At 72.9% G+C, this 16,705-nt stretch carries 14 protein-coding genes; 11 read left to right on the forward strand and 3 right to left on the reverse strand.

From position 1 onward, the window contains the following. The first annotated feature begins 34 nt into the window (after window positions 1–34). Genes OG251_RS29815 through OG251_RS29825 form a run of 3 tightly spaced genes read left to right on the forward strand, consistent with a single transcriptional unit; the run spans window position 35 to window position 3,252 of the window. Complete coding sequence (locus OG251_RS29815) at window positions 35–877, forward strand: GNAT family N-acetyltransferase (protein WP_326681465.1); 843 nt, start codon at window positions 35–37, stop codon at window positions 875–877. 29 nt (window positions 878–906) lie between these two features. After that, entirely contained in the window at window positions 907–1,512 is a 606-nt protein-coding gene (locus OG251_RS29820; protein ID WP_326679993.1) for a GNAT family N-acetyltransferase, read from the forward strand. A gap of 36 nt (window positions 1,513–1,548) precedes the next feature. Continuing rightward, window positions 1,549–3,252 (forward strand): proline--tRNA ligase, encoded by a 1,704-nt coding sequence (locus OG251_RS29825; RefSeq protein ID WP_326679994.1) that lies wholly within the window; start codon window positions 1,549–1,551, stop codon window positions 3,250–3,252. Window positions 3,253–3,406: 154 nt separating this feature from the next. Here OG251_RS29825 and OG251_RS29830 read toward each other — a convergent pair whose 3' ends face one another. From OG251_RS29830 to OG251_RS29840, 3 genes are read right to left on the reverse strand one after another with little or no spacing between them, the layout of a single operon-like run. Continuing rightward, the gene (locus tag OG251_RS29830) at window positions 3,407–4,330 is read right to left on the reverse strand and encodes an aminoglycoside phosphotransferase family protein (protein ID WP_326679995.1); all 924 of its coding nucleotides are present in this window, start codon (window positions 4,328–4,330) and stop codon (window positions 3,407–3,409) included. 29 nt (window positions 4,331–4,359) lie between these two features. After that, window positions 4,360–4,869: a ferritin-like domain-containing protein gene (locus OG251_RS29835; RefSeq protein ID WP_326679996.1), complete on the reverse strand. Its 510-nt coding sequence runs from the start codon at window positions 4,867–4,869 to the stop codon at window positions 4,360–4,362. Then, on the reverse strand, window positions 4,866–5,381 hold the full coding sequence (locus tag OG251_RS29840) for a hypothetical protein (RefSeq protein ID WP_326679997.1): 516 nt from the start codon (window positions 5,379–5,381) through the stop codon (window positions 4,866–4,868). The genes OG251_RS29835 and OG251_RS29840 overlap by 4 nt, the downstream gene beginning before the upstream one ends. 177 nt (window positions 5,382–5,558) lie before the next feature. Here OG251_RS29840 and rimP point away from each other — a divergent pair, with 177 nt between their 5' ends. The 8 genes from rimP to OG251_RS29880 all read left to right on the forward strand — a co-directional run bounded on the left by rimP (window position 5,559) and on the right by OG251_RS29880 (window position 16,692). Then, entirely contained in the window at window positions 5,559–6,065 is a 507-nt protein-coding gene (rimP, locus tag OG251_RS29845; protein ID WP_326679998.1) for a ribosome maturation factor RimP, read from the forward strand. A 2-nt stretch (window positions 6,066–6,067) separates the two neighbouring features. Then, window positions 6,068–7,108: a transcription termination factor NusA gene (nusA, locus tag OG251_RS29850; protein ID WP_073726694.1), complete on the forward strand. Its 1,041-nt coding sequence runs from the start codon at window positions 6,068–6,070 to the stop codon at window positions 7,106–7,108. Window positions 7,109–7,221: 113 nt separating this feature from the next. Beyond that, complete coding sequence (locus OG251_RS29855) at window positions 7,222–7,500, forward strand: YlxR family protein (protein ID WP_266802365.1); 279 nt, start codon at window positions 7,222–7,224, stop codon at window positions 7,498–7,500. 148 nt (window positions 7,501–7,648) lie between these two features. Continuing rightward, entirely contained in the window at window positions 7,649–10,807 is a 3,159-nt protein-coding gene (gene infB, locus OG251_RS29860; RefSeq protein WP_326679999.1) for a translation initiation factor IF-2, read from the forward strand. 173 nt (window positions 10,808–10,980) lie between these two features. Next, a complete protein-coding gene (locus OG251_RS29865) occupies window positions 10,981–11,274 on the forward strand; it encodes a DUF503 domain-containing protein (RefSeq protein ID WP_266802363.1) in 294 nt (97 codons plus the stop codon). 37 nt (window positions 11,275–11,311) lie between these two features. Further along, a complete protein-coding gene (gene rbfA, locus OG251_RS29870) occupies window positions 11,312–11,809 on the forward strand; it encodes a 30S ribosome-binding factor RbfA (RefSeq protein ID WP_326680000.1) in 498 nt (165 codons plus the stop codon). Continuing rightward, window positions 11,806–12,708 (forward strand): tRNA pseudouridine(55) synthase TruB, encoded by a 903-nt coding sequence (gene truB / locus OG251_RS29875; protein WP_326680001.1) that lies wholly within the window; start codon window positions 11,806–11,808, stop codon window positions 12,706–12,708. The genes rbfA and truB overlap by 4 nt, the downstream gene beginning before the upstream one ends. 204 nt (window positions 12,709–12,912) lie before the next feature. Continuing rightward, window positions 12,913–16,692, forward strand: a complete 3,780-nt coding sequence (locus OG251_RS29880; protein WP_326680002.1) for a serine protease — start codon at window positions 12,913–12,915, stop codon at window positions 16,690–16,692. Window positions 16,693–16,705: the final 13 nt, after the last annotated feature.

Below are 16,705 nucleotides of genomic sequence, written 5' to 3' on the forward strand. Positions count from 1 at the left end.
AAATCAGCAGACCGTATGGTGAGGCCCCCTCGTGTTGACGCAGACCACCACCCGGGTCCTCGAACCCAGCGACCTCGACGCAGCGCTCGCGATCCTGGAGAGCGAGCCCGTGGCCAATGCCTTTGTGACCTCGCGCGTGCAGGTCGCCGGGCTCGATCCCTGGCGCCTCGGCGGTGAGATGTGGGGCTGGTACGCCGACGGCAGGCTGCGCTCGCTCTGCTACTCCGGTGCCAACCTCGTCCCCGTCTGCGCCGGACCGGAAGCCGTCAGGGCCTTCGCCGACCGTGCCCGCAGGGCCGGCCGCCGCTGCTCCTCGATCGTCGGCCCCGCCGGGCCCACCGCCCAGCTGTGGCGCCTGCTGGAACCCGGCTGGGGCCCCGCCCGCGAGGTCCGGGCCAACCAGCCGCTGATGGTCACCGAGAGCCTGTCCGCCGAGGTGGCGCCCGACCCCTTCGTGCGCCGCATCCGCAAGGACGAGATGGACATCGTGATGCCGGCCTGCGTGGCGATGTTCACGGAGGAGGTCGGGATCTCCCCGCTGGCGGGTGACGGCGGGCTCCTCTACCAGGCACGCGTCGCCGAACTGATCGGCTCCGGCCGCTCCTTCGCCCGTATCGAGGACGGCAAGGTGCTCTTCAAGGCGGAGATCGGCGCCGCCACCACCCGGGCGTGCCAGATCCAGGGCGTCTGGGTCGCTCCCGAATTCCGTGGCCGCGGCCTCTCCGAGACGGGCATGGCGGCCGTTCTGGCCCATGCGCTGGCCGATGTGGCCCCGGTCGTCAGCCTGTACGTGAACGACTACAACACCCCCGCGCGCAAGGCATACAGCCGTGTGGGCTTCCGCGAGGTCGGCGCCTTCATGAGCGTGCTGTTCTGACCGTGCGAACGGGCCAGTAGGGTTCGCGCATGGCAGCAGCAGTCCCCGGGAACGGCCCCGGAATCCCCGGCATCGTGATCGGCCCGCTCGATCTGGCCGCACGGGTCGACGAAGCCCTGCTCGTCCAGGCCGTCGCCTTCGGCCTCAGCCAGGACGAGATCGACGTGCGCCGCCACATCGTCCTCAGACACCTGGACCATCCCTTCGCGCGGGCCCTCGGCGCCACCACCCCCACCGGGCGGCTCGTCGGCTTCGTCTACGGCCTGCCCAACAGCCGCACCCACTGGTGGTCCACCGTCGTCGAGCCCTATCTCCGGGCCACCGGCTCCGACGGCTGGCTCGACGACTCGTTCGTGATCACCGAGCTCCATGTCCACCCGGACCACCAGCAGCGCGGTATCGGCCGGGCGCTGATCACCACCATCACCGACGCCGTCGACCACCCCCGCTCCATCCTCTCCGCGATCGACACGGAGAGCCCGGCACGCGGTCTGTACCGCGCGCTGGGCTACCAGGACCTGGCCCGTCAGGTGGTCTTCCCGAGCGCTCCGCTGCCGTACGCGGTGATGGGAGCACCCCTGCCGCTGCGCCGCCCGGACCGAATCGATTTCCGCCCGCACGGGGCGCCCGGCTAATCTCGGCCACACCACCCTTGCGAGCAGGAGTTCACCATGGCCCAGGTCCAGCGCATGTCCCGATTGATGATCAAGACACTGCGCGACGACCCGGCGGACGCCGAGACGCTCAACCACAAGCTGCTCGTCCGGGCCGGATACGTCCGTCGCACCGCCGCCGGCATCTGGTCCTGGCTGCCCCTGGGCAAGAAGGTCCTGGAGAACATCACCCGCGTCGTCCGCGAGGAGATGGACGCCATCGGCGGCCAGGAGGTCCTGCTGCCCGCGCTGCTGCCCAAGGAGGCGTACGACGCCAGCGGGCGGTACGAGGAGTACGGCGACCTGCTCTTCAAGCTCAAGGACCGCAAGGGCGCCGACTATCTGCTCGGCCCCACGCACGAGGAGATCTTCACCCAGGTCGTCAAGGACATGTGCTCGTCCTACAAGGACCTGCCCGTGATCCTCTACCAGATCCAGACCAAGTACCGCGACGAGGCCCGCCCCCGCGCCGGTGTGCTGCGCGGACGCGAGTTCCAGATGAAGGACTCGTACTCCTTCGACACCACCGACGAGGGTCTGGCCGAGTCGTACCAGCTGCACCGCGACGCCTACATCCGGATCTTCGAGCGCCTGGGCCTCGACCACCGCATCGTCTCCGCCGTCTCCGGCGCCATGGGCGGCTCCGCGTCCGAGGAGTTCCTCGCCCCCGCCCCGGCCGGTGAGGACACCTTCGTCGACTGTCCCGCCTGCGACTACGCCGCCAACACGGAGGCCGTGACCTTCAGGGCCACCGCCGTCGACAGCTCCGCGACCGGCCCCGTCGAGGAGCTGGACACCCCCGACACCCCGACCATCGAGACCCTGGCCGCCCACCTCGGCGTCCCGGCCTCCGCCACCCTGAAGAACCTCCTGGTCAAGATCGACGGCGAGATCGTCGCCGTGGGCGTCCCCGGTGACCGCGAGGTCGACCTGGGCAAGCTCGGCGAGCACCTGGCCCCCGCCGTGGTCGAGCTGGTCACGGCCGAGGACTTCGTGGACCGCCCCGACCTGGTACGCGGCTACGTCGGCCCGCAGGGTCTGGAGAAGGTCCGCTACATCGCCGACCCCCGCATCGCCGCGGGCACCGCCTGGATCACCGGCGCGAACAAGCCCGGCACCCACGCGAAGAACGTCGTCGCGGGCCGCGACTTCGAGGTCGACGACTACCTCGACGTCGTCGTGGTCGAGGCGGGCGACCCCTGCCCCAACTGCGGCACCGGCCTCCAGCTGGACCGCGCCATCGAGATCGGCCACATCTTCCAGCTCGGCCGCAAGTTCGCCGACGCCTTCCAGCTCGACGTGCTCGGCCAGCAGGGCAAGCCGGTCCGGGTGACGATGGGCTCGTACGGCATCGGCGTCTCCCGTGCGGTGGCCGCGCTCGCCGAGCAGACCGCCGACGACAAGGGCCTGTGCTGGCCCCGCGAGATCGCCCCGGCCGACGTCCACGTCGTCGCCGCGGGCAAGGCCCTCCAGACGGAGCTGGCCCTCGACGTCTCCGAGAAGCTCAACGCGGCCGGCGTCCGGGTCATGGTCGACGACCGCGCGGGCGTCTCGCCCGGCGTGAAGTTCACCGACGCCGAGCTGATCGGCGTACCGAAGATCCTGGTCGCGGGCCGCCGCTCGGCCGAGGGCGTCCTGGAACTGAAGGACCGCCGCACCGGCGAGCGCGAGGAGCTGACCGTCGACGAGGCGATCGCCCGCCTCATCGCCGACCAGGGCTGATCTAAGCGCCCGCACGGACGACGAAGGCCCCCGCGCACCTCAGGTGCGCGGGGGCCTTTCGCAGCGGTCGGGCGGCATCGGGGCCGGATTCCGCCGGCCGGCGGGGCACCGGGCCGGGGCGCACCCCCGGTCGGCGCCCTGCCGGGGCGGGTGCCTACAGCCACCCCGCGAACTCCAGCGTCACCTCGCCGGTCTGCCGCCGTCCCTCGGCCAGCGCCCGGGTCCCCGACTCCACTGCCCGGAACAGCGTCCAGCCGTGCAGCCGTTCCTGCTCCACATCCAGCGACTCCGCGAGCTTCTTGACCCTCCGGCGGGCCGTCACGGGGCCGCCGGGCGAGGCGATCAGATCCTCCACCCGGTCGCGCACCAGCCGTGCCAGGTCATAGGCGCGCTCACCCACCAGCGGCTCCGGTCCGACCGTCAGCCACGGCGCGCGCTCACCCGACAGCACCTTGCTCTGGCGGAAGTTGCCGTGCAGCAGCAGGAGTTCGGGGGAGTGGGCGACCAACTCCTCGCGAGCGGCCAGGGCCGCGGAGACGAGCGGGGCCAGTACCGGGTCCGCCTCGGCGGCGGCCCGCATCGGGCCCGCCTGACGGGCGGTCCGCTCGGTGACCGTCTCGAAAGTGTGTCCGGCGGGCGGTTCGACCCACAGCCGTCGCACCGTGCCCGCCGCCTCCAGCAGGGCCTTCGCCTCCGGCAGCGAACGCAGCGACACCTCGTGGTGCAGCCGCTCCAGCAGCAGCCCGCCGGGCGGTGCCGCGTCGGCGCCCGGAAGGTCCAGGAGCTGTACCGCGCCCCAGCCGTTCCAGTGGGCCAGCGCCGCCCGTTCGTGCTCGGGCCCGGCCGCCGACGGGGCGATCTTCAGCACGGCCGGGGTCCCGTCGGGCCGCCGGACCAGCAGCACCAGACCGCTGCGTCCACCGGGGGCGACCGCCCGTTCGACGGACAGATCCCGTCCGTTCCCGGTCAGTGCCTCCTCGGTGAGTGCGGGGAGCCGGCCGAGCCAGTCGGCGGCGACAGCGTCCCCGTACATCTCGCCGAGCGCTCGCACCAGACGCTGCGGCGGTTCGAAACCCATACCTGCCTTGTTCCCTTTCAGAGCCTTCTTCAGTGCGTCCCGTCGGCCCCGGCGGCCTCCACGGGTGCCGACGCGGCCGGTTCGCGGCCGGTGGCCCGCTCGGCAAGCCCAGGAAAGGCTACGCCGCTGCCCCGCCAGCGGGCCGCGCGCACCGCGGCCTCGCGCAGGGCGCCCGCGGCCTCCCGCCGCAACGGCCCCTCGGCGGCGCGTACGAGATCGGAGTAGACACCGGCGACCCGGTCCTCCAGCACCGCGGCCAGCCGCACCGCCGACGCCGAGTCCGCCACCGCGAACGGCAGAGCGTACGCGGCGTCCGCCGCGACCGGCGTACCGCCCAGGTCACGCACGGTGCGTACCAGTGCGTCACGGCGGGCCCGGTGGCCGTCGTGCGCCGCCCCGGCCTCGCCGCGCCGCTTGCCGGCGACCCGGCCGCCCAGCGCCCCGTAGCCGTACACCGCGGCGTGCTCCGCGGCGAGCGCGGCCTGTGCGGCGGTCAGGGCGGGTGCGGGCTTGTCCTCGTTGCCGGCCTGCGTGGTCATGACGAGGTCTCCTTGGCCAGTTCGGTGAGCAGATACGCGTGGGCCGCGCAGGCCGCGGCGACCGAGGCCAGCAGCCGGGCCAGCTCCGGCTCCGCCGTCAGCAGCGCCTTGGTGTGCGCGTCGGCCGCCCGCCGTTCGGCCGCGGCCAGCTCCTTCAGCGCACTCCTCGCGTCGGTCCCGGGGGGCGTCCTGACGAAGGAGAGCGACTGCGCCTTCCCGGCGCCCTCCAGGAGGGCCTTCACGTGTTCCCCCACGGCCGCCCGCAGGGGGGCGAGCCCCGCCGCGGTCGCCGGGTGGGCCGTGGCGACGTCCTCGTACCGGGCGAGCAGCTCGGCACCGGTCCGGGCGGCCGTCGCCCGCCGGGTCCGTTCGGCCCGCACCGCCGCGGCACTCACGGCGCCCCCGCGGCCCCCGGTTGCGCTGTCGCCCCCGCAGCCGGCCAGCACCGCTCCCGCCGCCAGCACCCCCGTCGCGGTGAGCGCCCCCCTGCGCGTCGTCCCCGTGCGCCGCACTTTTCTCCTTCGAGCCGGGACCGGTCCTGACCGGATCTGTCCTGAAGTGATCACCGCAGGCGAGCGTACCCGCGGGAGGCGGGGCCGGCGGACGGCAACACCCCTCGGGACCGGATACCCTTTGACCTGACGCACGACGATCCCCACAACAGCACACGCGGCCGAGGAGTCACCCGGATGAGCACCACCCAGAGCGAGAGGCTGCGCGGACTGCTCGAACCACTCGTCAGCGCGAAGCAGCTGGATCTCGAAGAGATCGAGGTTTCCCGGGCAGGCCGCCGTCGCGTGCTGCGGATCATCGTGGATTCCGACGAGGGCGTGGAGCTCGACACCTGCGCCGAGCTGAGCCGCGAGATCTCCGAGAAGCTCGACGAGACCGACGCGATGGGCGAGGACGAGTACGTCCTCGAAGTGAGCTCTCCGGGCGCCGACCGCCCGCTGACCGAGCACCGCCACTACGTACGCGCCACCGGCAGGCTGGCCAGGTTCCAGCTGTCCGCCGCAGCGGGCGCCGACGAGCTGGTCGCCCGCATCCTGGCCGTCGACGACGAAGGACTCGACCTCGAAGTGCCGGGCGTCAAGGGCCGCAGGCCCACGTCCCGCCGGGTCGCCTTCGCCGACATCGCCAAGGCGCGCGTGGAGATCGAATTCAACCGCAAGGACAAGAAGGAAGAGGAGGCGTAGCCGTGGACATCGATGTGAAGCTTCTGAAGGGCTTGGCGCAGAGCAAGGAGATCCCCTTCGAGGTGCTCGTCGGGGCGATCGAATCGGCCCTCCTCATCGCGTACCACCACACCCCCCACAGCCACCGCCGGGCACGCGTGAAGCTGGACGACTCCGGCCACGTCACGGTGTGGGCGAAGGAGGACCCGGCCGACCTCGAAGAGGGCCAGGAGGCCAAGGAGTTCGACGACACCCCGTCCGACTTCGGCCGTATCGCCGCGTCCACCGCCAAGCAGGTCATCATGCAGCGGCTGCGTGACGCGGAGGACGACAAGACCTTCGGCGAGTACGCCGGCCACGAGGGGGATGTCGTCACCGGCGTCGTCCAGCAGGGCAAGGACCCGAAGAACGTCCTGGTCGACATCGGCAAGATGGAAGCGATCCTGCCGGTGCAGGAGCAGGTGCCGGGCGAGGAGTACACCCACGGCCTGCGCCTTCGCACGTACGTCGTACGGGTGGCGAAGGGCGTGCGCGGTCCGTCCGTGACGCTGTCGCGCACCCACCCCAACCTGGTGAAGAAGCTCTTCGCACTGGAGGTCCCGGAGATCGCCGACGGTTCCGTCGAGATCTGCGCGATCGCCCGCGAGGCCGGCCACCGTACGAAGATCGCGGTCCGTTCGACCCGTTCCGGCCTCAACCCCAAGGGCGCCTGCATCGGCCCGATGGGCGGCCGTGTGCGCAATGTCATGGCCGAGCTGCACGGCGAGAAGATCGACATCGTGGACTGGTCGGACGACCCGGCCGAGATGGTCGCCAACGCCCTGTCGCCCGCCCGGGTGAGCGAGGTGGAGGTCGTGGACCTCGGCGCCCGGTCCGCACGGGTCACCGTCCCGGACTACCAGCTGTCGCTGGCGATCGGCAAGGAGGGGCAGAACGCCCGTCTCGCCGCCCGTCTCACCGGCTGGCGCATCGACATCCGGCCGGACACCGAGACGGACGCCGAGCGCGACATCGCCGACCGCGAGCGGGCCGAGCGGGCCCGGGAGCGCTCGGAAAGGCGTTGACCCGGACCCGCTCGAAGGAATAGATCTGGGTGGCAAGCCGCTGAGATCACGACAACATCCGTTCGATTCTTGCCCCAAAGGGGTGGGGTCGTTACGGGGAGGTAGACTTAACCGTGTCTGGCCGGACGCAAGCCCGCGCTTGCCCCGAGCGAACCTGTGTGGGATGCCGGGAGCGAGTGGCCAAGAGCGAGCTGTTGCGCATCGTGGTGGACGAGGGAGTATGCGTCCCTGATCCACGCGGTACGCTGCCCGGCCGGGGTGCTTATGTGCACCCCGCATCTGTCTGTCTCGACCTGGCGGTTCGCCGCCGGGCATTCCCCCGGGCCTTCAAGGCCAAGGGGCCGTTCGACTCCGCCGCACTGCAGCGGTTCGTCGAGCGGGTGACACCGTAGGAAAGTGAACGGCACGGGTCCCCGTGCGGTCAGGTACCTCGCGAGTTGGAAGTAGGTCGAGATTGCGATGAGCACTCGATGAGTACGCGATGAGTACGCCCATGAAGTAGCGACGGTCCGGCGGTAACCCGGACCTAAAAGGAGCGAAGTGGCTAAGGTCCGGGTATACGAACTCGCCAAGGAGTTCGGCGTCGAGAGCAAGGTCGTCATGGCCAAGCTCCAAGAACTCGGTGAATTCGTCCGTTCGGCGTCCTCGACGATCGAGGCGCCGGTTGTACGCAAGTTGACTGACGCACTGCAGGGGCCCGGCGGCAACGCCGGCAAGTCCGCTGCCAAGCCCGGCGCGCCCCGCAAGGCCGCGCCCGTAAAGCCCGCAGCGCCCTCCCCGGCCGCCGCGGCACGTCCCGCTGCCCCGAAGCCCGGCGCCCCGGCTCCCAAGCCGGCCGCGGCCGAGGCCCCGGCGAGCAGCACCCCCGCGAGCACCGCACCGGCAGCGCCTTCCGCGCCGTCGTCCGGCCCGCGTCCGGGCCCGAAGCCCGCGCCCAAGCCCGCCCCGGTGACTCCGGTCCCCGCTGCCGAGTTCTCGGCACCGGCTCCGGCTCAGCAGGCCGCGCCCGCGCAGCAGCAGGCCCCCCGCCCCGCAGGCGCCACCCCCGGCCCGCGTCCCGCCTCCCGTCCGGCTCCGGCCGGCGGTCAGCGTGACGGCGGCCGCGACGGTGGTCAGCGTGAGGGCGGTCAGCGTGACGGCGGCCGCGGTGGCGAGCGTGGCGGCGACCGCCCCGCACGTCCCGCCGGCCAGGGCGCCCCGCGCCCCGGTGGCGCACGTCCGGCGGGTCCCCGTCCGGGCAACAACCCCTTCACCTCCGGTGGCTCCACCGGCATGGCGCGTCCCCAGGCCCCCCGGCCCGGTGGCGCCCCGCGCCCCGGTGGCGGTCAGGAGCGCCCCGGCGCCCCGCGTCCGCAGGGCGGCCCCGGTGGCGCCCCGCGCCCGCAGGGTCAGGGTGGCGCACGTCCGAGCCCCGGCGGCATGCCCCGTCCGCAGGCTCCCCGTCCGGGCGGTGCCCCGTCCGGTAACCGTCCGAACCCCGGCATGATGCCGCAGCGTCCCGCTGCGGGTCCGCGTCCCGGCGGTGGCCCCGGCGGTGGCCGCGGTCCCGGTGGCGGCGGCGGTCGTCCCGGTGGCGGTGGCGGCGCTGGCCGTCCCGGTGGCGGCGGCTTCGCAGGCCGTCCGGCCGGTCCCGGTGGCGGTGGCGGCGGCTTCGCCGGTCGTCCCGGTGGTCCCGGTGGCGGTGGCGGCGCAGGCCGTCCCGGTGGTGGCGGCGGCTTCGGCGGTCGTCCCGGCTTCGGTGGACGTCCCGGCGGCCCCGGTGGCCGTGGTGGCACACAGGGTGCGTTCGGCCGTCCCGGCGGTCCGGCGCGTCGTGGTCGCAAGTCGAAGCGGCAGAGGCGCCAGGAGTACGAGGCCATGCAGGCCCCGTCGGTCGGCGGCGTCATGCTGCCTCGCGGCAACGGACAGGCTGTCCGGCTGTCGCGCGGTGCCTCGCTCACCGACTTCGCGGAGAAGATCAACGCCAACCCGGCGTCGCTCGTCGCCGTGATGATGAACCTCGGCGAGATGGTCACGGCGACGCAGTCCGTCTCCGACGAGACGCTCCGGCTTCTCGCGGACGAGATGAACTACGTCCTGGAGATCGTCAGCCCCGAGGAGGAGGACCGCGAGCTGCTCGAGTCCTTCGACATCGAGTTCGGCGAGGACGAGGGCGGCGAAGAGGCCCTGGTCTCGCGTCCGCCGGTCGTGACCGTCATGGGTCACGTCGACCACGGTAAGACCCGACTGCTGGACGCGATCCGCAAGACGAACGTCGTTGCGGGCGAGGCCGGCGGCATCACGCAGCACATCGGTGCGTACCAGGTCTCCTCCGAGGTCAACGGCGAGGACCGCCGGATCACCTTCATCGACACCCCGGGTCACGAGGCGTTCACCGCCATGCGTGCACGTGGTGCGAAGTCGACCGACATCGCGATCCTCGTGGTGGCGGCCAACGACGGTGTGATGCCCCAGACGATCGAGGCGCTGAACCACGCCAAGGCGGCCGAGGTGCCGATCGTGGTCGCGGTCAACAAGATCGACGTCGAGGGTGCCGACCCGACCAAGGTGCGCGGTCAGCTCACCGAGTTCGGTCTGGTGGCCGAGGAGTACGGCGGCGACACGATGTTCGTCGACATCTCCGCCAAGCAGGGCCTCAACATCGAGGCACTGCTGGAGGCCGTCGTCCTCACCGCCGACGCCTCGCTCGACCTGCGGGCCAACCCGGAGCAGGACGCGCAGGGTATTGCGATCGAGTCCCACCTCGACCGCGGCCGCGGTGCCGTTGCGACCGTCCTGGTCCAGCGAGGCACGCTGCGGGTCGGCGACACGATGGTCGTCGGCGACGCCTACGGCCGAGTCCGCGCGATGCTCGACGACAAGGGCGAGAACGTCGAGGAAGCGGGTCCCTCGACCCCCGTCCTCGTGCTGGGTCTCACCAACGTCCCGGGCGCCGGCGACAACTTCCTGGTCGTCGACGAGGACCGTACGGCCCGTCAGATCGCCGAGAAGCGTGCCGCTCGTGAGCGCAACGCCAACTTCGCCCGCAAGGGTGTCCGGTTCTCCCTGGAGAACCTGGACGAGGCGCTCAAGGCCGGTCTGGTCCAGGAACTCAACCTCATCATCAAGGGCGACGCGTCCGGTTCGGTGGAGGCTCTCGAGTCCTCGCTGCTCCAGCTCGACGTCGGTGAAGAGGTCGACATCCGGGTCCTGCACCGCGGTGTGGGTGCGGTCACCGAGTCGGACATCGACCTGGCGACCGGCTCCGACGCCATCGTGATCGGCTTCAACGTGCGCGCCGCAGGGCGTGCCGCGCAGATGGCCGAGCGCGAAGGCGTGGACGTCCGGTACTACTCGGTCATCTACCAGGCGATCGAAGAGATCGAAGCGGCCCTCAAGGGCATGCTCAAGCCGGAGTACGAAGAGGTCGAGCTCGGTACGGCGGAGATCCGCGAGATCTTCCGCTCGTCCAAGCTGGGCAACATCGCCGGTGTGCTGGTCCGGTCCGGCGAGGTCAAGCGCAACACCAAGGCGCGCCTGCTGCGCGATGGCAAGGTCATCGCGGAGAGCCTCAACATCTCCGGTCTGCGCCGCTTCAAGGACGACGTCACCGAGATCCGCGAAGGCTTCGAGGGCGGTATCAACCTCGGAAACTTCAACGACATCAAGATCGACGACGTCATCGCGACGTACGAGATGCGCGAGAAGCCGCGCGGCTGATCCGTACCTCAACAGTCGGGGCCGGTCGACGGGTCATATTTCCGTCGATCGGCCCCGGCCGTTCCGGTACGGTTCTGGTGTCCCGGCCGAGTACCGGCAGGGCACGCTGTGCCGGTCCGGGGGGTGGCCTCCGGGCCTTTCCGAACCCGAACCGGCGGGACATCCGGACATACATGTATGTGGGGACACTGTCCTTCGATCTGCTCCTCGGCGACGTACGGTCGTTGAAGGAGAAACGCTCCATCGTCCGTCCGATCGTCGCCGAGCTGCAACGCAAGTTCGCGGTGAGTGCGGCGGAGACGGGCGGGCAGGATCTCCATCGCAGGGCCGAGATCGGTCTTGCCGTGGTCTCCGGGGACACCGGACACCTCACAGATGTACTGGACCGGTGCGAGCGGCTGATCGCCGCGCGTCCCGAGGTGGAGCTGCTGTCGGTTCGACGGCGGCTGCACAGTGACGAAGACTGAACCGTAAGCAAAAACCAGAAGGAAGAGTGACGGACCGGTGACCGACAACGCGCGGGCCCGCAAGCTGGCCGATCGCATCCAGGTCGTGGTCGCGGAGACCCTGGACCGGCGTATCAAGGATCCGCGGCTCGGATTCGTGACGATCACGGACGCCCGTGTCACCGGCGACCTGCGGGAGGCCACGGTCTTCTACACGGTCTACGGCGACGACGAGGAGCGCGCGGCCTCCGCCGCGGCGCTGGAGAGCGCCAAGGGCGTCCTGCGCTCCGAGGTCGGCCGGCAGACCGGGGTCCGGTTCACACCGACCCTGGCCTTCGTCCCGGACGCCCTGCCGGACAACGCCCGCACCATCGAGGACCTCCTCGACAAGGCGCGGGCCAAGGACGCCGCGGTGCGCGAGGTGTCGACCGGCGCGAAGTACGCGGGCGACGCCGACCCGTACCGCAAGCCGGAGGACGAGGACGAGGCCGCCGGGGCCGAGGGGTCCGACGAGCCCGAGCGCCCCAGTGGGAACGAGGGCTCGGCCTCCGCATGACACAGCAGAACAACAGGACGCCGGACGGCCTTGTCATTGTCGACAAGCCGTCCGGCTTCACTTCGCACGACGTCGTCGCCAAGATGCGCGGCATCGCCCGTACCCGACGCGTCGGGCACGCCGGCACGCTCGATCCGATGGCGACCGGTGTGCTCGTGCTCGGCGTCGAGAGGGCCACCAAGCTCCTGGGCCATCTCGCGCTGACCGAGAAGGAGTACCTCGGCACGATCCGGCTCGGGCAGGACACCATCACCGATGACGCGGAGGGCGAGATCATCTCGTCCACCGATGCCTCGGGTGTGACGCGGGAGGGCATCGACGCCGGGGTGGCCGCGCTGAGCGGCCCGATCATGCAGGTGCCGTCCAAGGTCAGCGCCATCAAGATCGACGGCAAGCGTTCGTACGCGCGGGTGCGCGGCGGCGAGGAGTTCGAGATCCCGGCCCGTCCGGTGACCGTCTCGTCCTTCGCCGTCCACGACGTCCGTGAGGCGGTCGCCGAGGACGGGACCCCGGTCGTCGACCTCGTCGTCTCCGTCGTCTGCTCCTCCGGTACGTACATCCGCGCCCTGGCCCGGGACCTCGGTGCCGGGCTCGGTGTGGGCGGGCACCTCACCGCGCTGCGGCGCACCCGGGTCGGCCCGTACGGGCTGGACGCGGCGAGGACGCTGGAGGCCCACCAGGAGGAGCTGACCGTGATGCCGGTCGCGGAGGCGGCGGCCTCCGCGTTCCCCCGCTGGGACGTGGACGAGAAGCGGGCCAAGCTGCTGCTCAACGGCGTCCGGCTGGACATGCCCGCGTATCCGCCGGGACCGGTCGGGGTCTTCGGGCCCGACGGGTCGTTCCTGGTGCTGGTCGAGGAGCAGAAGGGCAAGGCCAAGAGCCTCGCCGTCTTCGCCTGACGGGCTCCGCCACCGCTTCCCCCGTGGAGCGGGCACGGCCCCCGGTGCCCGCTCCACGATCCCCCTCCCGCGGTGAGCCCTGTCCATCCCGCACCGCGAATTCACCCCAATGGACGGGCGCTCGGAGTGAACGAGGGGTACGCAGGGGGGCGCTTTCGCCCCTTGCGCTTCTCGCGCCGATCGTTGCCGACCTACCGTCTGACCATGGGCAGCGGGGACCGGTCGAAGCTGGTAAGAATCTGCGATCAGGCCGGCCGGCCGAGAGGTACCGGATTCGTCGCGGACGATCGCGGGACGGTCGTCACCAGTCACCGGGCGGTCTCCTCCGACGTGCCTCTGGTGCTCCACGGGAGCGACGGCCGCACCTGTCCCGTCGGGTCCGACGGCATCACCGCACTGCCCGCGCTCGGTCTCGCCCTGGTGCGCACCGGCGGACCGGAGGCGCTCGGCACCGACCCGCTCCCCATCGCCGCACGGGACCGGATCGAGGCCGGGACGTACGTCCGCATCGCCGCGCACGGCTGGCGCGAGGCCCGGGTGCTCGGTACGGCCCCCGCCACCTACACCGCGGACGGCCGCGGCCACCCGGTCGGGGCGGCGCTGGAACTGGCCCTCGGCACGGACGGGCGCGACGCGCTGCGCTCGGGCGGGGCGGCCGTCGGCGGCCCGGTGACCGACCCCCGGACCGGTGCGGTCCTCGGCGTGCTCTGCACCGCCCTGCGCGCCGCCCACGAGGCGGCCGGGCTCGCCCTGCCGCTCGCCCCCGGCTCCGGCGGCGAGTTCGACGCCCTGCTGCGGCGCAACGCGATGAGCGTCCCCGGCTACGGACCCGACCTCAACCTCGCCGGTGCCCTCCAGCTCACCGCGACCTCGGTCGGCTCGGCGGGCGGTACGGGCGCCCCCACCGAACGGGTGGAGCGGGACGAGGTCCGGGCGGAGTTCACCGCCTTCGAGGACGGTACGGGGACGGTCCTGGGCCTCGTCGGGGCGCCCGGCACCGGGCGCACCACCGAGCTGGCCGCCCTGGCCGCCCGCCGTGCCGGTGGTGAGGAGCCCGCGCTCACCCTGTGGCTGCGCGGCGCCGATCTGCTGGCCGACGACACCTCCGTCGCCGAAGCCGTCGCCCGTACCCTCGCCAGGTCCGCACGGATCGTCACGGCCGCCGGGGCCCGGGGGGACATGGGGACGGCCACCCCCGAGCGGGTGGCCGCGCTGGCCGTGGCGGCGGGACACCCGCTGCTCGTCGTGCTGGACGGCCCCGAGGAGATGCCCCCGCTGCTGGCCCACCGGCTCGCCGAGTGGACGGCGGGCACGGCCGACTGGCTGCGCCACCACGGGGCACGGCTCGTCGTCGCCTGCCGCCCCGAGCACTGGGAGCGGGCCGGGTCGTTCCACCCGCCGGACACCCTGCACCGCCCCGCGCGGCCCGCCCGGGGACTGCCTCCCGCGCTGCGTCTGGGCGACCTGACCGCGAGCGAGGCCGAGCGGGCCCGGGAGCGCCACGGCCTCCCCGCCGGAGCCCTCGCCCCCGGCCACGACCGGCACCCGCTCACGCTCCGGCTGCTCGCCGAGGTGCGCGCGGCGCTGCCCCCGGACGTGGCGGGCCTGCCCGACACCGAGGACGTCTTCGGCGCCCACCTCGACCTCATGTGCGTCCGCGTCGCGGTCCGGATCGCGGCGGCGGCCGACCCGCAGCCCCGTGGCACCGCCGTACGCAGGCTGGCCGCCCGGGTGGCCGGGCAGGTCCACGAGGCGGCCCGGCGCTGTCTCGGGCCGGGCCAGGGGGAGCTGGACCGGGCGGCGTTCGAGGAGATCTTCCCCTGGCGCACCGGCTGGGCCTCGGCGGTTCTCACCGAGGGCCTCCTGGTTCCGGCGGGCGCGGGCTACCGCTTCGCCCACGAGGAGCTGGGGGACTGGGTGCAGGGCGCGCACCTCGACCTGGACGCGGCGCTGCGGTCGCTGGTCCACCGCTGGCACACGGGGGAGGAGCCGACAGCCTCGGCGGCCCCGGCGGGCCCGGTCGGCGCGGCGCCGGTGGTCTCCGGGCAGGGGCCTCTGCCGCGGCCCCGGCGGTCACGGCAGTCCCAGCCCCGTCAGCAGTCCCAGCCCCGCCGTCAGTCCCAGCAGCCCCGGTCTCTTGAGCAGTTCCGTGAGTCGCGGTCGGTGGGGTCGCCACAGCAGCTTCATCGGCCCCCATTGCTCCAAGTGCCTCACCAGCCCCAGGCCCTTCAGGAGTCCCCGGCGTCCCTGGAGACGCCGGAGCCCCGGAGCCTGCCCGTGCCGAGGCATCGCATCGGACCGGTGATCCAGGCGATGCTGCTGCTCGGCCGCCGCCAGGGCGCCTCCGCGCTGGCGCACCGGATGGCCGACCTGATCGAGGCGCTGGACCGGCTCTCCCGTGACGACGGGCGGACGCGGGCGGACGAGGACGCGGGCTGGTGGGCCGCCCACCTCCTGGGCCAGTCACTGCTCGAAGTGCCCGACGCCCGCCCCTATCTGGGCGTACTGCGGGTGCTCGCCGGACGGATCACCCGGCGGTCCGCCGCCGGGGCGGGCCCGGCCGGGCTGGGGGCCTACACGGAGTTCGGGCCCTGGTTCTGGCGGCGGCTGCGGCTGCCCGAGGAGGACCGGATCGACCTGCTGCGGCGGCTGGTGCCCGCCGACGGAATCCCGCGCGCCGACGGGGACGAGCGGTATCTGGACGCCGTGGCCCGGCGGCTCGCCCTCGACCCGCCCACCGTGCAGCGGCTGCTGTGCCGCTGGTTCACCGACGAGCGCCCGCTGCCGGCCGGACAGGACGTGCCCCTGCGTCCCACGGTGGCCGCCGCCGCACAGGCTCTCCTGTACGCCCGCCGGGACCTGGCCGTGGACGAGCTGACCGACGCCCTCGTGGTGACGCCCCATCCGCGCGCCGCCGAACTCCTCGCCGCACTGGCCGAGGACGAGCCCGCCGCGCTCTGCCGGGCCGTGGAGCGCTGGGCGCGCGACGAGGACCGGCCGGCCCGGCGCCCGGCGGCCGCGCACTACGCCGTGCAGCTCGCGGAGCGCACCCTCGCCGACACCGACCGGGCCCTCCTGCGCGCCACTGCCCTCACCCTGCTGGCCCGCCGCTGCGACGACGCCCTGCACGGCCCGGCGCTCACCCTTCTCGTCCGGGACCCGGAGACCCGGGACCGGTATCTCGCCGAGGCCCTGCGGGTCTTCGCAGCCGGGGATCCCCGGCTGCCGGTGGCGCTGCTGGCCGAGGTGTTCCCGGCCCGCCCGGAGCCGGTGCTCGCCGCCCTGCGTACCCGGCTGGTCCGGCCCGGTGACGGCGCGGGCGAGGTGCTGCGGGAGCTGGCCGCGCTGGACGCGCCCGCCCTGGCGCTGCACGCCGCGGGGCTGGTACGGACGTACATCGACAGCCACCCCGACGACGGCACGTACGCCGGTGAGTACGTTGACCTGCGGCTGGAGCACGGCCCCGCCGCCCGTGCCCTGCTGCTGCCCCTGGTGACGGGACTGCTGCGGGACCGCCCCGTACCGCCCGCCGTGCGCGGCGCACTCGCCCGGGTGTTCGCGGGGCCCGCAAGCACCGCCTCCAGGCCGCTGCGGGCCGAGCTGCTGGAGGTCCTGCTGGAGTTCGAGCAGGACCGGGGGCGGGACCCGGAGGTGCTCGACGCGCTGCTGCGGGCCGCCGCGGCGGGGTCGGGCCAACGGCCGGAAGTACGGACGAGGGCGCTGGTGCACCGCACCGGAATGCTCCTGGTGCGGACCCCGGAGGGTGCGGCACGCTTCGACCGGAGCCTCGTCGAGCTCGCTCGTGACGTGCCCGGTTTCGCCGCGCTGGTCATCGGCTGGCTGGCCGACGCCCCGCAGGAGTGGGCGGCGGTCGTGGGCCCGAGCGCGCGGCGGACGGTGGAGGCGCTGAAGGCATCACGGCCCGCGATCCCGATGCCGATGCAGGCCGCGGGACGTGAGCATGGCAGTCTTAGACCTGCGTAATCGACATACACAC

The sequence above is a fragment of the Streptomyces sp. NBC_01237 genome, from assembly GCF_035917275.1.
Lineage (GTDB): Bacteria > Actinomycetota > Actinomycetes > Streptomycetales > Streptomycetaceae > Streptomyces.

What these genes read in the sequence shown, in the direction of transcription:
- OG251_RS29825 (WP_326679994.1), top strand. Translation starts at nt 1,549, where the DNA reads ATGGCCCAGGTCCAGCGCATGTCCCGATTGATGATCAAGACACTGCGC.
- OG251_RS29820 (WP_326679993.1), top strand. Translation starts at nt 907, where the DNA reads ATGGCAGCAGCAGTCCCCGGGAACGGCCCCGGAATCCCCGGCATCGTG.
- truB (WP_326680001.1), top strand. Translation starts at nt 11,806, where the DNA reads ATGACACAGCAGAACAACAGGACGCCGGACGGCCTTGTCATTGTCGAC.
- OG251_RS29865 (WP_266802363.1), top strand. Translation starts at nt 10,981, where the DNA reads ATGTATGTGGGGACACTGTCCTTCGATCTGCTCCTCGGCGACGTACGG.
- rimP (WP_326679998.1), top strand. Translation starts at nt 5,559, where the DNA reads ATGAGCACCACCCAGAGCGAGAGGCTGCGCGGACTGCTCGAACCACTC.
- OG251_RS29830 (WP_326679995.1), bottom strand. Translation starts at nt 4,330, where the DNA reads ATGGGTTTCGAACCGCCGCAGCGTCTGGTGCGAGCGCTCGGCGAGATG.
- OG251_RS29880 (WP_326680002.1), top strand. Translation starts at nt 12,913, where the DNA reads ATGGGCAGCGGGGACCGGTCGAAGCTGGTAAGAATCTGCGATCAGGCC.
- OG251_RS29835 (WP_326679996.1), bottom strand. Translation starts at nt 4,869, where the DNA reads ATGACCACGCAGGCCGGCAACGAGGACAAGCCCGCACCCGCCCTGACC.